Annotated in this window: 12 protein-coding genes and 1 tRNA gene; 3 read left to right on the top strand and 10 right to left on the bottom strand. The window is 74.2% G+C overall.

All coding sequences use genetic code 11. From position 1 onward, the window contains the following. Positions 1 to 68 precede the first annotated feature (68 nt). Positions 69 to 1,622, top strand: coding sequence for a helix-turn-helix domain-containing protein (locus ABZ937_RS09410; RefSeq protein WP_361688022.1), 1,554 nt, complete (start codon positions 69 to 71; stop codon positions 1,620 to 1,622). Here the strand turns inward: ABZ937_RS09410 and dapE are convergent. From dapE to ABZ937_RS09390, 4 genes are all read right to left on the bottom strand, one after another. Beyond that, positions 1,603 to 2,658, bottom strand: coding sequence for a succinyl-diaminopimelate desuccinylase (dapE, locus tag ABZ937_RS09405; protein WP_361688019.1), 1,056 nt, complete (start codon positions 2,656 to 2,658; stop codon positions 1,603 to 1,605). The genes ABZ937_RS09410 and dapE overlap by 20 nt on opposite strands. 134 nt (positions 2,659 to 2,792) lie before the next feature. Further along, a complete protein-coding gene (locus tag ABZ937_RS09400; RefSeq protein WP_361688016.1) occupies positions 2,793 to 3,434 on the bottom strand; it encodes a helix-turn-helix domain-containing protein in 642 nt (213 codons plus the stop codon). 378 nt (positions 3,435 to 3,812) lie between these two features. Next, positions 3,813 to 5,612, bottom strand: coding sequence for a DEAD/DEAH box helicase (locus tag ABZ937_RS09395; protein ID WP_361688014.1), 1,800 nt, complete (start codon positions 5,610 to 5,612; stop codon positions 3,813 to 3,815). A gap of 152 nt (positions 5,613 to 5,764) precedes the next feature. Further along, the gene (locus ABZ937_RS09390; protein ID WP_361688011.1) at positions 5,765 to 7,207 is read right to left on the bottom strand and encodes an MFS transporter; all 1,443 of its coding nucleotides are present in this window, start codon (positions 7,205 to 7,207) and stop codon (positions 5,765 to 5,767) included. Between the two features lie 172 nt (positions 7,208 to 7,379). On the opposite strand from ABZ937_RS09390, the gene ABZ937_RS09385 reads away from it, so the two are divergent. Both ABZ937_RS09385 and ABZ937_RS09380 read left to right on the top strand, forming a co-directional pair. Further along, a tRNA-Cys gene (locus ABZ937_RS09385) sits at positions 7,380 to 7,454 on the top strand. A 136-nt stretch (positions 7,455 to 7,590) separates the two neighbouring features. After that, a complete protein-coding gene (locus ABZ937_RS09380) occupies positions 7,591 to 7,770 on the top strand; it encodes a hypothetical protein (protein ID WP_361688008.1) in 180 nt (59 codons plus the stop codon). Positions 7,771 to 7,852: 82 nt separating this feature from the next. Here the strand turns inward: ABZ937_RS09380 and ABZ937_RS09375 are convergent, their stop codons facing one another. From ABZ937_RS09375 to ABZ937_RS09350, 6 genes are all read right to left on the bottom strand, one after another. Continuing rightward, positions 7,853 to 9,013, bottom strand: a complete 1,161-nt coding sequence (locus tag ABZ937_RS09375) for an SUKH-4 family immunity protein (protein WP_361688005.1) — start codon at positions 9,011 to 9,013, stop codon at positions 7,853 to 7,855. A gap of 127 nt (positions 9,014 to 9,140) precedes the next feature. Next, positions 9,141 to 9,671 (bottom strand): AAA family ATPase, encoded by a 531-nt coding sequence (locus tag ABZ937_RS09370; protein ID WP_361688002.1) that lies wholly within the window; start codon positions 9,669 to 9,671, stop codon positions 9,141 to 9,143. Between the two features lie 115 nt (positions 9,672 to 9,786). Next, complete coding sequence (locus ABZ937_RS09365) at positions 9,787 to 12,099, bottom strand: molybdopterin cofactor-binding domain-containing protein (RefSeq protein ID WP_361687999.1); 2,313 nt, start codon at positions 12,097 to 12,099, stop codon at positions 9,787 to 9,789. Next, entirely contained in the window at positions 12,096 to 13,919 is a 1,824-nt protein-coding gene (locus ABZ937_RS09360) for a 2Fe-2S iron-sulfur cluster-binding protein (protein WP_361687996.1), read from the bottom strand. Before ABZ937_RS09360 ends, ABZ937_RS09365 begins: the two co-directional genes overlap by 4 nt. Beyond that, positions 13,916 to 14,809 carry an FAD binding domain-containing protein gene (locus ABZ937_RS09355; RefSeq protein WP_361687993.1) on the bottom strand — a complete coding sequence of 298 codons (894 nt, stop codon included), beginning with the start codon at positions 14,807 to 14,809 and terminating at the stop codon, positions 13,916 to 13,918. Before ABZ937_RS09355 ends, ABZ937_RS09360 begins: the two co-directional genes overlap by 4 nt. A gap of 279 nt (positions 14,810 to 15,088) precedes the next feature. Continuing rightward, positions 15,089 to 16,726 (bottom strand): beta-N-acetylhexosaminidase, encoded by a 1,638-nt coding sequence (locus ABZ937_RS09350; RefSeq protein WP_361687990.1) that lies wholly within the window; start codon positions 16,724 to 16,726, stop codon positions 15,089 to 15,091. Between the last annotated feature and the right edge of the window lie 11 nt (positions 16,727 to 16,737).

The raw sequence follows: 16,737 nt of genomic DNA, 5'->3' as shown, positions 1-16,737 counted from the left end.
TGTTGTGCGAGCGGCCAACACACGCGTACGTTCGTTGCACCATCCGCCAACAGCCCGCTGGGGACCTCATGGACGCCTGCACCCTCGGTGATCTCCTGGACGTCGTCGGCGGCCCCGCCCTGCGCCTGCACACGGCTCCCGCCGGCCTCGGCGTCCCGGTCACCGAGGCCGTCCTGCACGACGGCCGCATCCCGCTCCCCCGGCTGCCCGGCGGGCTGCTGCTGGCGGTCGGGGTGCGGGCGGCGGACGCCGGGCCGCTGCTCGCGGCGGCAGCGGAGGCGGGGCTGACCGGGGTGGTCGTGCGCGGCGCGGACGGCCCGGTCGCGGCGGCTCAGGAGCACGGCGTGGCCCTGCTGTCGATCGCCGAGGACGCGGCCTGGCACCACGTCCATCTGCTGCTGGCCTCGGCCATCGCCGCCCAGCCCGCCGCCATGCCCTCCGACACCGGGCTCGGCGACCTGTTCGCGCTGGCCGACGCGATCGCGACGGCGACCGGCGGGGCCACCGCCGTCGAGGACCCGCGGCAGCGGATCCTCGCCTACTCCACCGTCGCCGGCCAGCCCGTGGACGAGGACCGCCGGCAGGGCATCCTCGGCCGGCAGGTCCCGGCGAGCGCGGAGAACACCGAGCAGTACCGGCGGCTGTTCGCCGCCGACCGGCCGGTGCGGCTGCCCGCGCTGACCGACGCCGGCCTGCCCCGGCTGGCGATGCCGGTACGGGCCGGCGGGGAGACCCTCGGCTCGGTGTGGGTGATCGACGGCGGCGCGCTCGCCCCGGACGCCGAGGACACCCTCGCCCAGGGCGCCTCCACCGCCGCCCTGCTCCTGCTGCGCGCACGGGCGGCCCGGGAACTGGCCCGGCACCGCGGCAGCGACCTGCTGCGCCGGCTGCTTGACGGCACGGCTCCGGATCCGGCGACGGCCGCCGCCCGCCTGGGGGTCGACGGCCCGGCCCGGGTGGCGGCCTTCGTCCTGGACTCCGCCGCGGGCGTCCCGGACACCGAACGCACCGCGCTGCGCCTGCTGGACGTCGTACGCCTGCAGTGCGAGGCCCGCTACGGGCGGCACGCGTGCGTGCTCCTGGACGGCGTGGTGTACGCCGTGCTCCAGGGGCCCGGAGAGCGGCACCGGCGGCTCGCCGAGGACATCGTGGCGCGGGCCGGGCAGGCGCTGCGGGTGCCGGTGCGGGCGGCGCTGGGCGAGGTGGTGCCGGGCGCGGACGAACTCGCCGACTCGCGGGCCGACGCGGACCTGGTGCTGCGGGTGCTGGACGCGGAGCTGCCGGTGGCCGCGGTGGAGGAGGTGCGGGCCCGGGTGACGCTGCTGCGGCTGACCGAGGTGATGGGCGAGCGACGGGAGCTGAGCGCGGGCGCGTGGCGGCGGGTCCTGGCGTACGACGCCGGGCACGGCACGGAGTACGCCCGCACCCTGGTCTGCTGGTTCGACGCGGGCTGCGACATGGCGGGCGCGGCGAGACTCCTCGCCGTGCACCCCAACACCTGCCGCTACCGCCTCAGGCAGCTCCAGCAACACGCCGGGATCGATCTGGACGACCCCGACGAACGGCTGGTGCTGTGGCTCCAGCTACGGACGCTGGCGGGCCTCAGCGCAGCCACGCGCTGAGCCGGGCCTCGCACCGCTCCAGGTGGTCCACGGGGACGTACTCACCCGCCGTGTGCGCCAGCGACGGATCGCCGGGGCCGAAGTTGAGCGCGGGCACACCCAGCGCGGCGAACCGGGCCACGTCCGTCCACCCCAGCTTGGCCCGCGGCTCGCCCCCGAGGGCGGCGACGAGCCCGCCGACCCGGTCGAGGTGGGGCAGGGCACCGGCGACGACCTCGGTGACCCGCACCTCGTACTCCGGGAAGAGCCCCCGCACATACGCCTCCGCCTCCTCGCCCGAACGGCTGGGCGCAAACCGGCAGTTGACGGTCACGACACACTCGTCCGGTACGACGTTCCCGGCGACCCCGGCGCGTACGGCGACGGCACTGAGCCCCTCCCGGTACTCCAGCCCGTCGATCACGACCCGCTCGGGGGTGTGCGCGTCGAGCCGCTGGAGCACCTGCCCGGCCTTGTGGGCGGCGTTGGTGCCCTGCCAGGCGCGGGCGGTGTGCGCGCGGGCGCCCTTGACCACGATGTCGGCGGTGAGGATGCCCTGGCAGCCGGCCTCGACACCGGCACCGGAGGGCTCCATGAGGATCGCGAGGTCCGCCTCCCCCAGCAGCCCCGGCCGGGCGGCGGCGATCCGGCCGAGCCCGTTGCGCTCCCCCTCCACCTCCTCGCACTCGTAGAAGACGTAGGTGAGATCGCGGACGGGCTCGGGCACGGTGGCCGCGAGCCGCAGCGCGACGGCCACCCCGCCCTTCATGTCACAGGCGCCGAGCCCGTGGACCCGCCCGCCGGCGAGCCGGGAGGGCAGGTTCCCGGCGGCCGGCACGGTGTCCAGGTGGCCGGCCAGCACCGCCCGTTCCGGCCGGCCGAGGTCGGTGCGGGCGATGACGGAGTTCCCGACGCGTTCCACGCCGAGGTGGGGCAGGCGCCGCAGGGCCGCCTCCACCGCATCCGCGATGCGCGCCTCCTCCCCGCTCTCGGAGGGCAGGTCGACGAGGGCGCGCGTGAGCGTGACGACGTCGGATTCGAGATCAAGACCGTTCATGCGAGGTGCGCTTCCTCCGCCTCGGGGCTCTGTACGACCCTCGATGATGCGGAGCGGGAGCGACGGACGGGTGCGCGGATCGGCCAAAGGTCGGGGCGGCGGGTTGGCCGAGCGGCCAAGGTGAAGCCGGTCGCTCAGCGCAGGGCTTCCGCGACCTCCCGCGCCGCCTCGACCACCCGGGGCCCCACCCGCTCCGGCACGGAATCCACCAACATCACCACACCCACACTGCCCTCGACGCCGGTGACCCCCACCAACGGCGCGGCGGCACCGCTCGCCCCCGCCTCCAACTCACCGTGCGTGAGCGTGTACCCGGGATCGGCGGACGGCGACTGCCGGGCGGCGAGGATCGCCCTGCCGGCCGCGCCCCGGTCCAGCGGATGCCGGAACCCGGCACGATAGGCCACGTGGTAGTCCGTCCACGTGGGCTCCACGACCGCGACGGCCAACGCCTCGGACCCGTCCACGAGCGTCAGATGCGCCGTGGCGCCTATGTCCTCGGCCAGTGACCGCAGCGCGGGCAACGCGGCCTCGCGTACCAGCGGGTGCACCTGCCGGCCCAGGCGCAGCACCCCGAGCCCGACCCGGGCTCGCCCGCCCAGATCACGCCGTACGAGCGCGTGCTGCTCCAGCGTGGCGAGCAACCGGTACACCACGGTCCGGTTCACGCCCAGTTTGGTGGACAGCTCGGTGACGGTCAGCCCGTGGTCCGTGTCGGCGAGCAGTTTGAGGACGCGCAGTCCCCGGTCGAGCGTCTGAGAGGTCTCCGCGGTCACGACGCCCACTCCTTCGGCGGTGAGGTCGGCAGCCCCTGAGCGACGACCGCGTAGCCGAGTCCCGTCGGCGACGCGCTTCAGAGGCCGCCGATCGGCAGGTCTGCCCGGCGGCTCTCCGGGCCGAGTCGCTTCACGGCTGCGCTCCGCGGCGGCGCTGCCACGGGGCGTGTGCGTAGCGGGACAGTAGCGAAGCCGGTTCGCTGAGCGGAAGTCTTAGTCCAGAATCCGGGCAAGACCAGATCCGGCCTGCCTGCATTCGTCCGGATACGCACACCGATACCGCACACAGGAACGGCCCGCTCTTCGGCCGACCGAGTCGCGTGGGTGGGGAGGTGGGTGGGTGGGTGGGCCGGGCATCCGCCGAAGCCGGGCGCAGCGTCACCGCATGCGCGTCGCCCACTCCTGCACCTTGGCGATCCGCTGCCGCAGCTGTCCCGCCGTCGCCTCCGCACTCGGCGGGCCCCCGCACACCCGCCGCAGCTCGGTGTGGATCACCCCGTGCGGCTTGCCGCTCTGGTGGACGTACGCGCTGACCATCGTGTTGAGCCGCTTGCGCAGCTCCATCATCTCCTTGTGGCTGACCACGGGCCGCCGCTCGGCGGGCAGTTCGAGCAGGTCGGCCTCGGCGTCCGGCTTCTTCCGGCTGTGCGCGATCTGCCGGGCCTGCCGCTTCTGCAGCAGCAGCTGCACCTGCTCGGGTTCGAGGAGCCCCGGAATCCCCAGGTAGTCCTGCTCCTCCTCGCTCCCGGGGTGCGCCTGCATACCGAACTCGGCACCGTCGTACAGCACCCGGTCGAAGACGGCGTCGGACTCCAGCGCCTCGAAGGGCAGCATGTCCTGCTCGCCGGTGTCCTCGTCCTGCTGCTTGTTCGCCTCCTCCATCTCCTTCTCGGATTCGGCGTACGGGTCCTCCTCGCCCTCCTTCTTCGGCTTGTCGAGGGCGTGGTCCCGCTCCTTCTCCATCTCGTTGGCGAAGGTCAGCAGATCGGGCACGGTGGGCAGGAACACGGACGCGGTCTCGCCGCGCCGCCGGGACCGTACGAATCGCCCGACGGCCTGCGCGAAGAACAGCGGAGTCGAGATCGTGGTCGCGTACACCCCGACCGCGAGGCGCGGCACGTCGACGCCCTCGGACACCATGCGCACGGCGACCATCCACCGGTCGGTGTTGCCGCTGAACTCGTCGATCCTCTTCGAGGCGCCGGCGTCGTCCGACAGCACGAGCGTCGCCTTCGTCCCCGTGATCTCCCGGATGAGCTTGGCGTACGCGCGCGCGGAGTCCTGGTCGGAGGCGATGACGAGCGCACCCGCGTCCGGGATGGCCTTGCGGACCTCGGTCAGCCGCTGGTCGGCGGCGCGCAGCACGCTCGGCATCCAGTCGCCGCGCGGGTCGAGGGCCGTACGCCAGGCCTGGCTGACCGCGTCCTTGGTCATCGGCTCGCCGAGCCGCGCGGCGATCTCGTCGCCCGCCTTCGTACGCCAGCGCATGTTGCCGCTGTAGCTGAGGAAGATCACCGGCCGGACGACATGGTCGGCGAGGGCGTTGCCGTACCCGTAGGTGTAGTCGGCGGCGGACCGCCGGATCCCGTCCGTCCCTTCCTCGTACGTCACGAAGGGGATGGGATTGGTGTCGGACCGGAACGGCGTACCGGTCAGCGCCAGCCGCCGGGTCGCGGGCTCGAACGCCTCCAGACACGCCTCGCCCCAGGACTTGGAGTCACCGGCGTGGTGGATCTCGTCCAGGATGACGAGCGTCTTGCGCTGCTCGACCCGGTTGCGGTGCAGCATCGGGCGCACACCGACACCGGCGTACGTGACCGCGACCCCGTCGTAGTCCTTGCCGAGCGGGCCGGCGCTGTACTCGGGGTCGAGCTTGATCCCGATCCTCGCCGCCGCCTCGGCCCACTGCTTCTTCAGGTGCTCGGTGGGCGCGACCACGGTGACCTGCTGCACGACGTGGTGGTGCAGCAGCCAGGACGCCAGCGTCAGCGCGAAGGTCGTCTTGCCGGCGCCGGGCGTGGCGACCGCGAGGAAGTCACGCGGCTGCTCCTGGATGTACTTCTCCATCGCCCCCTGCTGCCAGGCACGCAGCTTGCTGGCGGTACCCCAGGGGGCCCGGCCGGGGAAGGCGGGCGAGAGATGGTGGGAGGAAGCGGAGGTGGCGGCGGTGGTAGTCACGGTCTCCGTAGATCAGTGGTCGGGTGGCTCCATATGACAACCGGGCCACCCTACCGGCGCCGCCCTCGGGTCAACGCGCGAACAAGCCAGGGTCGCCCGTGGGTGGGAGGCACGTCACAACTGCCGCGGCCGTCCCGCGATCACCACCGCTTCTAGGCCTCCCGCCGCCGAAGCCGGCGGGTGACCCAGGCCCCGGCCAGCGCCACGCCCGCCATCGGCAGGAAGACGGCGGCGAAGGCGGCGGGGTGGCCGTCGGCGGCGGACGCGGCGGTGGGGGTCGCGGTGCTGCCGCCGCCCAGGGCCGCGAAGGCCGCGCCGGTCGCGGCGAGGAGGACGACGTTGGAGAGGGCGTCGGAGATCTGGAGGGCGGCGGAGTTGGTGCCGGCCTCCTCCGGGGCGGAGAGCTGGAGCAGCAGCACGCTGGTGGAGGCGATCACCAGCCCCATCCCGAAGCAGCCGACGCCCCAGGCGACGGCGACGGTCCACACGGGCACGGAGTGCACCAGCACGCTCGGCGCGGCGACGATCGCGGCGGCGACCAGCACCATCCCCACGGTCATCAGCCGCTCACGGTACGGCGCCACGCGCGGACGGGACTGCACGAACGACCCCAGCGCCCAGGTCCCGCCGCCGGCGGCCAGCGAGAACCCTGCGAGCGTCGGCGACAGGCCGCGCTGGGTGACGAGCATCAGCGGTACGAAGGACTCGGCGGTGATGAAGGAACCGGCGGCGAGCCCGCGCAGCAGGACGACGGAGGGCAGGCCGCGGGCCGCCCGGTAGGTGCCGCGCGGCAGGAGGCCGAGGACGGCGGGCACGAGCAGCGCGGCACCGGCCAGCCCGGGCAGCAGGGCGAGGGGCCGCAGGTCCTGGGCGGCGTACTGGAGGAGCCCGGCGCCGAGGGAGATCCCGAGGGCGAGCCGGATCCGCCGCCGGTCGAAGGAGCCGGCGCCGGCCTCCTCGTCCACCGGACCCGACGCCCTCCGCCGTATCTGCGGCAGCGCGAGGGCGAGCGGGAACACGACGAGGACCGGGATGCCGAGGAACACCCAGCGCCAGCCGAGGTGCTCGGTCGTGGCGCCGGAGGCGAGGGGGCCGACGACGGACGGTACGACCCAGCCGGCCGCGAAGGCCGCCATGATCGCGGGCCGCAGCCGTTCCGGGTAGGCACGCCCGACAACGACGTACAAGGCCACGATGACCAGCCCACCGCCCAGCCCCTGCACGGCCCGCCCGAGGATGAACACCCACATGACCTGCGCGGTCCCGGCGACGACGAGCCCGGCGGCGAAGGCCCCGATGCCGGTGGTGAGCGCCCCCAGGGGCCCCCTCCGGTCGGACCACTGCCCGGCCAGCACCATCCCGAACAGGCTGGTGGTGAAGTACCCGGAGAAGGCGAACGCGTACAGCGCCACGCCGTCCAGTTCCCGCGCGGCGACGGGCATGGCGGTCCCGACGGCGGTCGCCTCGAAGGCGATCAGCACCACGACGGACACGATCCCGACACTGAGCGCCCGGTACGACCGGCTCAGCACACCGCCGCCCTGCTCGACGGGCACTTCAAGGACGGCGGGGTCGCGGGATCCAAGGGCACTCATGCCGTCAGAGTAAGCCCCACAACCCACTTTGACCCCTGTCAGGAGTCCGACCTTCCCTCGGCCCTTGGTCGTACACCCCCCGCTTCATGAACGCCGTGTGGCAGTCGCATTGCACCCCACCGGATCCCCTTGATCCCCCACCCCGCCCCCCGTACGTTCGTCTCACGAACACGGCCGTGTGCCCGAGTGGTTCAGGGGCTCGCCTGCAAAGCGAGTTACGTGGGTTCGAATCCCGCCACGGCCTCCACTACCTCCCTGCGGGGGCAGCTCACCCACTAGGGTGCGCTCGGCGAGCCGCTGGTTGCGGGGGTGTGCATGGTGAGTTCATGAACACTACCTCTCGCCCCAAGAAGACCTTTTCCCGGATTCCACGAGCATGCGCGGTGAGCGCTGCCGTGGGCATCGCCTGCGCGGCGGGGTTGGCGTCCGCCACATCCGCCGTGGCCGCGGCGCCCGCCACGCACGTCGCCACAAAGGCCCCGGCCTACGGCGGCGGGTACGGAGACGGGGACGACATGGCGTGCGGCAACGGCCTTCTCGCCATTCTCAACTTCTGCAACTGACGTAGCGGAGAAGTCCACCCATCCGCCCCCAGGGCGGTCCGGGACAGGGGCTGGAGCCCGTTCCCTGACCGCCCTGCCGACCTCAGAACGCTCCGCCCGCCTCGTCCTGGAAGAGTTCCGTCCAGTAGTGCCAGGTGGTGTCCGGCAGGGTGCCGGTGGGGTCCAGGGTGTTCAGGGTGTGGATCATGGTGGCGACCAGGTGGTCGTAGGCGTGGGTCGCCAGTTCGTGGCCGAGGTGTTGGTCGATCGTGCGCTCGTGGTGGATGAGCCACAGGGTGAACGCCAGTGTGGAGACGTCGGTGTTGAGGGAGTGGAGCGTCGCGTCCGGCTCGCTGAAGGTGAGGACCGCGCCCGTTCTGCCGTCGACCACCAGGCTGGTCTCCTCCAGCAGACGGCCGAGACGGATCAAGTGGTCGCAGTGGGCGGGGAGTTCCGCGAGCGGGTAGTCGGGGCGTTCCTGAGAGAAGTACTCGCGCAGCGTCGGCAGGGGGACGTCCGTGTCGGCGTGGAAGAACACCGCCTCCTCCGGCAGCCCCGTCTCGCGCAGGAAGCGGCGGGTCGGCTCGTGCGTGAGCGTCACCGGGAAGTCGACCTCCTCGAAGCGGGCCACCCTGCCGTGCCCGAACTCCTGGTCCAGGACGCGCGCGGGGACGTCCAGGGTCAGGCCCGACGCCGTACCGGGGCCGGCGACCAGGGCGAGGGGGCGGATCAGGGCCGCCGCCTTCCAGTACGGCGGGACCTCGCCGTCCGTGCCCTCCTCGAAGAGCGCGAGGAGGCGGCGGGATGCCTCGGCGACCGTCTTGGGGCCGTGGTGGCCGGCCAGGGAGGCGAAACGGCCGCGCAGGCCCGCCAGTTCCTCGGTGACCGCGGCGAAGCGCAGCAGTGTGTTCAGGGAGGGCGCGAAGGGGCGCGGGTCGGCCGGGTCGAAGAGGTAGGCCGTGGTCAGCTCGCCCGTGCTGCCGTCGAGCAGGATCGACTCGCGTTCCATGCCGGCCGGGGTGAGGAGTTCGCCTATCACCAGGCGGCTGCGCAGTTCCTCCGCCAGGGCGAGGGGGCCGCCCTCGGCCGCGTCGGCGAGCGTGCGCAGGCCGTGTGTGCGCAGCGGGGAGAAGGTCAGCAGGTCGGTCTGCGGGGGCAGGCCCGCGCCCGCGAGCAGGCCGCGCGTCGGAACGTGCGTGACGTAGCGGTCCAGCTCCGCCTCGGTCAGCGTGATCGCGGTCGTACCCGCGTCCGTCGCGCTCATCGCTCCCCCGCGATCTTCCCCGTGCGTGCCGGGCATGCGTACGCCGTCGTACGCGGCCCCGGGCAGGTGCCCCACCGCTCAGCACACTACGCCGCTCCACTGACAACGGCCCTCACGAGGGAAGACGTCAGGCGACCCGGGCTCGTTGCGCGTCCGCGAGGATCGCGTCCACCGTCTCCTCGGGTGTCCAGCCGGACGTGTCCAGCCAGAGGCCGATGCGCGGGGTGCGCAGCCGCAGTTCCTCGTCCAGGGCGGCCACGGTCCAGCCGCCGCCGTACCCGGTCTTCGCCCGGCCGGCCTCGCGGGCCGCGACCTCCGCCGCGGCGGGTGCCAGGACCACCACGTACAGGGGGCGGGTGCGGACCAGGCCGGCGTACGTCCGCAGGTGTTCGCCGAGCACGACGTCCTGGACGACCGCCGTGAAGCCCGCCGCCGCGTATCCGTCCGCCGCTGCCGCCGACAGCCCGTGGCGCAGGCGGAGCTGGTCCGCGGCCTCGCCTTCGGCTCCGGGCGTGTACTCCGCCCGCCCGGACACGATCATCCGGCGGAACGCGTCGCCCCGCACGTGCGCCGCGCGCGGCAGCCTCTCCGCCAGGCGCTGGGCCACCGTCGACTTCCCGGCCGCCATCACCCCGGTGACCAGGACGACGCCGTCCATCAGGTGAAGTAGATCCCGCCCAGCACGACGGCCAGGGCCGCCACGGCGAACAGCGCGATCCACAGGGCCAGCTTGCCCACGCCGGGCGCGGGTTCGTAGCGCGGCTCAGGCGTGCTCACCGGTCCGCCACCACGGCCGCCTGCGGGCGGATCGGGAGGCGGTTGACCGGGCGGCCGGTGGCGGCGCGGACCGCGGAGGCGATCGCCGCCGGTGCCGTCACCACCGGGACCGCGCTGACCGACTTGGCGCCGAAGGGGGCCACCACGTCCCGCTCCTCGACCAGTTTCACGATCCGGATGTCGGGGGCGTCCAGGGCGGTGGGGAGGGCGTAGCCGGTGAGGTCGGGGTGGCGGATCAGGCCGCGCGGGGTGCGGAGGTTCTCCGTCAGAGCGATGCCCACGCCCTGGGTGACGCCCGCCTCGATGCGCGCCGCCAGCTGCACCGGGTTCAGCACCCGGCCCACGTCCTGGGCGACCGCCAGCTCCACCACCCGGACCGAGCCCAGCTCGACGTCGACGTCCACCACCGCGCGGATCGCGCAGAACGCGAGGCCCACGAAGGCGTCGCCCTGGCCGGCGGCGTTCAGCGGCTCGGTGGGATGCGGGCGGCACTGGGCCGTGGCCCACAGCTCCTTGCCCTCCAGCGCCTCCGTGACGGTCGTCGACAGCACACCGTCGTAGGACGTGATCTTGCCGTCGGTGATCTGCAGCAGCTCCGTCGACATGCCGAACTTGTGCGCCAGCGGCTGGAGGAGCTGGGTGCGGACCATCTTGGCCGCGCGCTCCACCGCGCCGCCGGACACCCATGTGTGCCGGCCCCGGCAGCCCGCGCCGGCCGGCGGCTGGTCGGTGTCGACGGGGGCGACGTGGACCTCCTCGATGCCGAGGGTCTCCTGGACGATCTGCCGGGCCAGCGTGGTGAAGCCCTGGCCGGTCTCCACGGCGGCGCACAGCACGGTCGCGACGCCGTCGTGGACCTTGACCGTCGCCGTCGACACCTCGTCGGCGCCCTCCGCGCCGAGCATGTGCACCATGCCCAGGCCGTAGCCGACGCCCCGGCGCACCGCGCCCGGCTCGCCCGCGCCCTCGGGGCCGCCCGGCAGCAGCCACTCCTCCTCGGGCGTGTCCTTGGGCAGGGCGGGCAGCGGGAAGTCCCGTACGGTCTGGAGGAGTTCGGCCACCGGGGCCGGGCAGGTCACCGTCTGGCCGATCGGGAGGACGTCGCCGGTGGCGAGGACGTTGCGCAGGCGTACCTCCGCCGGGTCCAGGCCCAGCTTCTTCGCCAGCTTGTCCATCTGCGCCTCGTACGCGGCGCACACCTGCATGGCGCCCTCGCCGCGCACATGCCCGGAGGGCGGGTTGTTGGTGCGGACGGCCCAGCCCTCGATGAAGGCGTTCGGTACGACGTAGGGGCCGCAGGCGAAGGAGACGGCGGCGGCGAGGGCCTCGGCGGAGGTGTCGGCGTAGGCGCCCGCGTCGAGGAGGATCTGCGCCTCGACCTTGACCAGCCGGCCGTCGGTGTCGGCGTGGTGGCGGTAGCGCAGCAGGGTTGGGTGGCGGTGGGCGTGGCCGAGGAAGGACTCCTCGCGGGTGACCGTGAGCTTGACCGGGCAGCCGGTCTTGAGCGCGAGCAGGCCGAGCGGCAGCTGGAAGCCCTGGTCCTCGCGGTCGGCGGTGGCGCCGGGCACCCCCGTGACGACGATCTTCACCCGATCCGGGGACAGGCCGTAGCAGGCGGCTGCCGTGTTGCGGTCGGCGTGCGGGTCGGTGGAGGCCAGGTACAGCTCCACGCCGCCGTCGGGGCGCGGTACGGCGAGGCCCGCCTCCGCGCCGATCGGGGCCGGGTCCTGGCGGCCGATGCGGTACAGGCCCTCGACCACCACCTCGCCGGCCGCCTCCGCGTCGCCGTGGCGCAGCGGGATGTGCCGGATCAGGTTGCCGTCGGGGTGCAACGGCTCGGCTTCGAAGGCGTGTTCGGGGTCGGTGACGGGGTCGAGTACCTCGTACTCGACGATCACGGCCGCGGCGGCCATCCGCGCGGTGTCCGGGTGGTCGGCGGCGACCGCGGCGATGGGCTCGCCGTGGTGCCGTACGACCTCGGAGGCGAACACCGGCCGGTCGGGCGTGCCGCGGCCGTGGCGGGGCGTGCCGGGCACGTCCTCGTGGGTGATGACGGCCCGTACGCCGGGCATCTCGCGCGCGTGGGTGGTGTCGATGGACACGATGCGCGCGTGCGCGTGCGGGGAGCGCAGTACGGCCGCCCACAGCAGGCCCTCGGCCCACAGGTCGGCCGCGTACGGGAAGGTGCCCTCGGTCTTGGCGCGGGCGTCCGCGTGCGGCAGGGAGGCGCCGAGGCCGTGCGGCGGCGACGGCTCGGCCTCGGGGGCGGGTTCCGTGGCGGTGGTCGCGATGCCGGCTTCGTTGCTCACCCCTGGCCTCCGTCCTGGCCGTAGTGCTGGTCCTGCGGTCCGGGCGGCGTGCCGTACGGGTCGTACGCGTCCGGTGTGTCGTACGACTCCGGTGGCTGCGGCGTGTCGAACGCGCCCGGCGCCTCGAACGCCGACGGGTGGACACCGCCGGAGCCGGGGCCCGCCTGGTGCGGGATGCGCGGCTCGTCCGCGTTCGTCTCGGCGCCGGCGTGGGACGCCTCGCGCTCGGCGACGACCTCCTTGACCGCTTCCAGGACGCCCCGGTAGCCCGAGCACCGGCACAGGTTGCCGCACAGCGCCTGCCGGGTCTCCAGCTCGGTCGGCGCCGGGTTGCCCTCCAGCAGGTCGTGCAGGGTCATCGCCATGCCGGGCACGCAGAAGCCGCACTGCACCGCGCCGCACCGGGCGAGCGCGCGCTGCACGTCGGAGGGCTGCCCGTCCTCGGCCAGGCCCTCGACCGTACGCACCTCGCTGCCGGCCGCGGTGACCGCCGGGACCAGGCAGGAGGCCACCAGGCGGCCGTCGACCTGCACGTTGCAGGCCCCGCACTCGCCCTGGGAGCAGCCGTCCTTGGCGCCGGCGAGGCCGAGCCGTTCGCGCAGCACGTACAGCAGGGACTCGCCGATCCACGCGTCGGTGACCGGGCGGTCGGTGCCGTTGACGCGCAGGACGTAGGAGGCGAGGGGATGGTCGTCGTGCGGCGGGAGGGGCGCCTCGGCCGGCTCCCCGGCCGCCTCGGGGGCGGACTCCTCGGCGCCTTCCGGGACGCCGTCCGGCGCGGGTACGGCCGGGTCGGCGAGGTCCGCCGGGCCGGGCGTGCCGGACGCGTCGGCGGGGGCCGTCGGGTGAGCCGGCGTCACGGGGTCCGCGGGGGCCGCCGGGTCGGCCGTGGCCGCCGTTGTGGCGGCCTGGGGTGCGCCGGCCGGGTCCGCGGGCGGCTCGTGGCCCGCGGGGGCGTCAGCGGGGCGTTCAGGGGCTTCGGCGAGCCCGTGGGCCTCCGCCTCCGGCGCCGTACCGGGCTCGACGGGCGTGTCGGCCTCGCCCTCACCGGGGTCGTCGTGACCGGCCTGGACGTGTCCGGCGTCCGCGTGGCCGCTCTCGGCGTCGCGGTTCTCGGCGAACCCGGCCCCGTGACCGGCCGGACCGTGTCCGTACACGTCCTCGCGGACGTATCCGCCGTCCGCCCCGTACGCGTCCGGGGCGCCGCCCGCCGGGTGCGCCCCGGTGTGGTCGGGCAGGCCGGGGTTGTCGCCGTGGTCGGCCGGCTGGTCCGCGGGCCGGTCCCACGCGCGGCCCGCGCCCTCCGTCGCCCAGGGCGCCGGCGCGCCGCCCGGCAGCGTGGCCGGCGGGGTGCCGCCCCACTGCTCGACCAGCGAGGACGTGGTGAACTCGCCCGACTCGTCCGGCAGGTCCCCGCCGGCGACCGGGATGGACCACTGGCCGGTGACGTCGTGGGCCGGTGCGGCGGCCGGTGCCGCGGGCTCCTCGAAGGTCCACTGCTGGGTGGCGGGGGGCTCGTAGCTGAACCGGTCGTCCGCGGCCTGCGGCCGGGCCTGCACGGCGTTCGCGTCGGGCCACTGGCCGCCGTCGGGGGCGGGCCAGGTGCCCGCGGCGCCGTCGTCGTGCGTGGCCGTTATCCGCGGCGGCACATAGCCGTGTCCGGGCGCGGCCAGCGGGCTGTCGCCGGACAGCAGGGCGTCGATGCCGCCCTCGGGGAGTTTGACGAAGGCGGTGGCGCCGTCGTCGTAGTCGCCCTGGGGCAGCGGGTTCCAGCGTCCGCCGCCCTGGGGCGTGCCCTCTCCGTGCTGGTCGTCGGTCACGACAGCGCCCTCCCCAGTGCTCGTCGGGCCAGCGCGGCGACGGTGCGCCGCAGGTGCAGTACGGCGGGCGGAAGCGGGGTCACCGAGCCGTCGGGCTCGGGAGCCGGATCCGGGATGCAGGCCGCGGCGACGTACTCACCGAAGGCATGCAGGGCCTCCGGGACGAGGGCGCGGTCGTTGTCCCAGTCGATGAGCCGCGCGACCCACTCCTCGGCCTCCAGGGGCCGCAGCGGCATCGGCGCTATGGCCCCGACGGCGCAGCGCACACCGCGCCGGGCGGGGTCGAGGACGAGGGCCACGGAGGCCAGCGCGCGGCCCGGGCCGGTGCGCCCGGTCGCCTTCAGGAAGACCTGCGGGGCGTGCAGCAGCGGTACGCGCACGTAGCCGATGAGTTCGCCGCCGCGCAGCATCTCCACGCCGGCCAGCAGGTGCGACACCGGGATCTCCCGGCGGGCCCCGCCCGGGCCCGCGATGATCAGCGTCGCTTCCAGGGCGGCCAGTACCGGCAGCGCGTCCCCGGTGGGGGCGGCCGTGGCGATGTTGCCGCCCAGGGTGCCCGCGTTGCGGATGTGCGGCGGGCCCGCGGCGCGCGCGGCGGCGGCGAGCGCCGGGATCAGGGCCGCGAAGTCGGGGCGGCCCATGCGCGCGTGGGTGAGGCCCGCGCCGAGCAGCGCGTGGCCGTCCTGGTACTGCCAGCCGCGGATCTCGCTGATCCGGCCGAGTCCCACCAGCGCGGAGGGCCTGAGCTGACCGGAGTTGACGGCCGCCATCAGGTCGGTGCCGCCCGCCACGGGGACGGCGGTGGGCATGGCGGCGAGGGCCGCCACGGCCTCGTCCAGCGTCGTGGGCAAGGTGACGGCCTGCGCCGCCTGCGGTGCGTGCGTGGTCAAACCGGCTGCCCCTTCCCGCTGCCCCACCTGGTCCCGCCTGTGTTGCCGTACGGTACGTGCTGACAGGGCGGACGACGCAACTCTGGCACATCTTCGCAACACCCGAACGCGGGGGTCCGCTAGGAGGCATTCGCCCACCTCACCAGGGAGATGGTCCGTTTTCGCACGGCATCACCGGTACAGGCGGATTGCCACCCTTCGGGGATGTTGACGGTGTTTTCCCGCTGCCTGTTCGGGGACGGGCCGCTTGTTCGGGAACGGCCGCGGCCGCCCGCGCCGCTACCGGTTCGGCGGCAGCCCCTCGATCGGGCGGCCGAGCACGCCCGGGCGCTTCTGCCACGGACGGGGACCGGTGGGTGGCCGATAGGCGACGCCGAGGGCGTCCAGTCGCCGGTAGTGGGCGGTCATCCGGCGCTCGAAGTCCGCGAAGTCCCGTTCCGCCGGGGCGGGCAGCCGGCTCCAGGCGACCTCGGCGAAGGCGGCGAGGCGGGGGAAGGTCTGGTAGTCCACGCGCGCGACGTCCTCCATCACCTCGGTCCACACGTTGGCCTGGGTGCCCAGCACCCGCCGGGCCTCCTCCTCGGTGAGCCCGTCCGGCACCGGCTCGAACCGGTAGACGTCCTCCAGGGTCCGCACGAAGCCGATCGGTACGGGCTCTTCCTCGCCCGGCGCCTGCCGGTGGTCCAGGTACACGTACTGCTCCGGGCACATGACCACGTCGTGCCCGGCCCGCGCGGCGGCGATCCCGCCTCCGTAGCCGCGCCAGGAGGAGACGGCCGCGCCCGGGGCGAGCCCGCCCTCCAGGATCTCGTCCCAGCCGATGAGGCGGCGCCCGCGCGCGGCGAGCCAGGCGTCGAAGTGCCCGATGAACCAGGACTGCAGCGCGTCCTCGTCGGTGAGGCCGAGGTCGGTGAGCCGCGTCTTGGCGGTCACGGACTCGGCCCACTGCTCCTTGCGGCACTCGTCGCCGCCGACGTGGACGAACCGCGAGAACTCGGCGGCGCCCGCGGGGAACAGCTCCAGGACCTCCTCGAACACCCCTTCGTAGAAGCGCAGGGTGGTGTCGGTGGGGGCCAGTACATTGGCCGAGATGCCCCAGGTGTCCCAGACGGAGAGGGCGGTGGTGTCGATGACGTCGGCGTTGCCGAGTTCGGGGTACGCGGCGATGGCGGCCTGCGAGTGGCCCGGTACGTCGATCTCCGGGACGACGCTGATATGCCGCTCGGCGGCGTAGGCGACGATCTCCCGGATGTCGTCCTGGGTGTAGTAGCCGCCGTGCGGTTTCTCGTCCCACAGCGGTGAGGCCCGGTGGCCGAATTTGGTCCGCGAGCGCCAGGAGGCGATCTCGGTCAGTTTCGGATACCGCTTGATCTCGATCCGCCAGCCCTGGTCGTCCGTCAGGTGGAAGTGCAGGACGTTGAGTTTGTGCGCGGCCATCAGGTCCAGATAGCGCAGCACGCCCTCCTTGGGCATGAAGTGCCGGGCGACGTCGAGAAGAAGGCCCCGCCAGCGGAACCGGGGGGCGTCCTCGATGATCCGGTGCGGGACAGCGGGGGTGGTGTCCGGGCGTACGGGGGCGCGCCGGAAGGCGTCGGCGCCGAGCAGCTGGCGCAGGGTCTGCGCGCCCCAGAACACACCGGCGGGCCCGCCGCCGCGGATCTCCACGCCCCGGCCGGGGACGGCATCGAGCCGGTACGCCTCCGGGTCCAGGCCGTCGTCCAGGAGCAGTCGCACGGAGTCCCGGGCGCCCCGCGGGCCGGGGCGCAGCGGCAGGCCCAGGGACGGGCCGAGCGTGGCGCGCAGCCAGCGTTCGGTGCGTTCGGTGCCCGGACCGGCCCACAGCGTGGTGTCAGGGCCGAGCGGCACGCCGGACCCGGCCGGCTCCTCGACGGCGCGCGGCGCCGGAATCAGCTCCATGACATCAGCCC

The sequence above is a fragment of the Streptomyces sp. NPDC046727 genome (assembly GCF_040645635.1).
Taxonomy (GTDB): domain Bacteria; phylum Actinomycetota; class Actinomycetes; order Streptomycetales; family Streptomycetaceae; genus Streptomyces.
The sequence above is the reverse complement of the archived record's forward strand: the minus strand, read 5'-3'. Positions and strand labels throughout refer to the sequence as shown.

What these genes read in the sequence shown, in the direction of transcription:
- ABZ937_RS09390 (WP_361688011.1), bottom strand. Translation starts at nt 7,207, where the DNA reads ATGAGTGCCCTTGGATCCCGCGACCCCGCCGTCCTTGAAGTGCCCGTC.
- ABZ937_RS09410 (WP_361688022.1), top strand. Translation starts at nt 69, where the DNA reads ATGGACGCCTGCACCCTCGGTGATCTCCTGGACGTCGTCGGCGGCCCC.
- dapE (WP_361688019.1), bottom strand. Translation starts at nt 2,658, where the DNA reads ATGAACGGTCTTGATCTCGAATCCGACGTCGTCACGCTCACGCGCGCC.
- ABZ937_RS09375 (WP_361688005.1), bottom strand. Translation starts at nt 9,013, where the DNA reads ATGAGCGCGACGGACGCGGGTACGACCGCGATCACGCTGACCGAGGCG.
- ABZ937_RS09370 (WP_361688002.1), bottom strand. Translation starts at nt 9,671, where the DNA reads ATGGACGGCGTCGTCCTGGTCACCGGGGTGATGGCGGCCGGGAAGTCG.
- ABZ937_RS09350 (WP_361687990.1), bottom strand. Translation starts at nt 16,726, where the DNA reads ATGGAGCTGATTCCGGCGCCGCGCGCCGTCGAGGAGCCGGCCGGGTCC.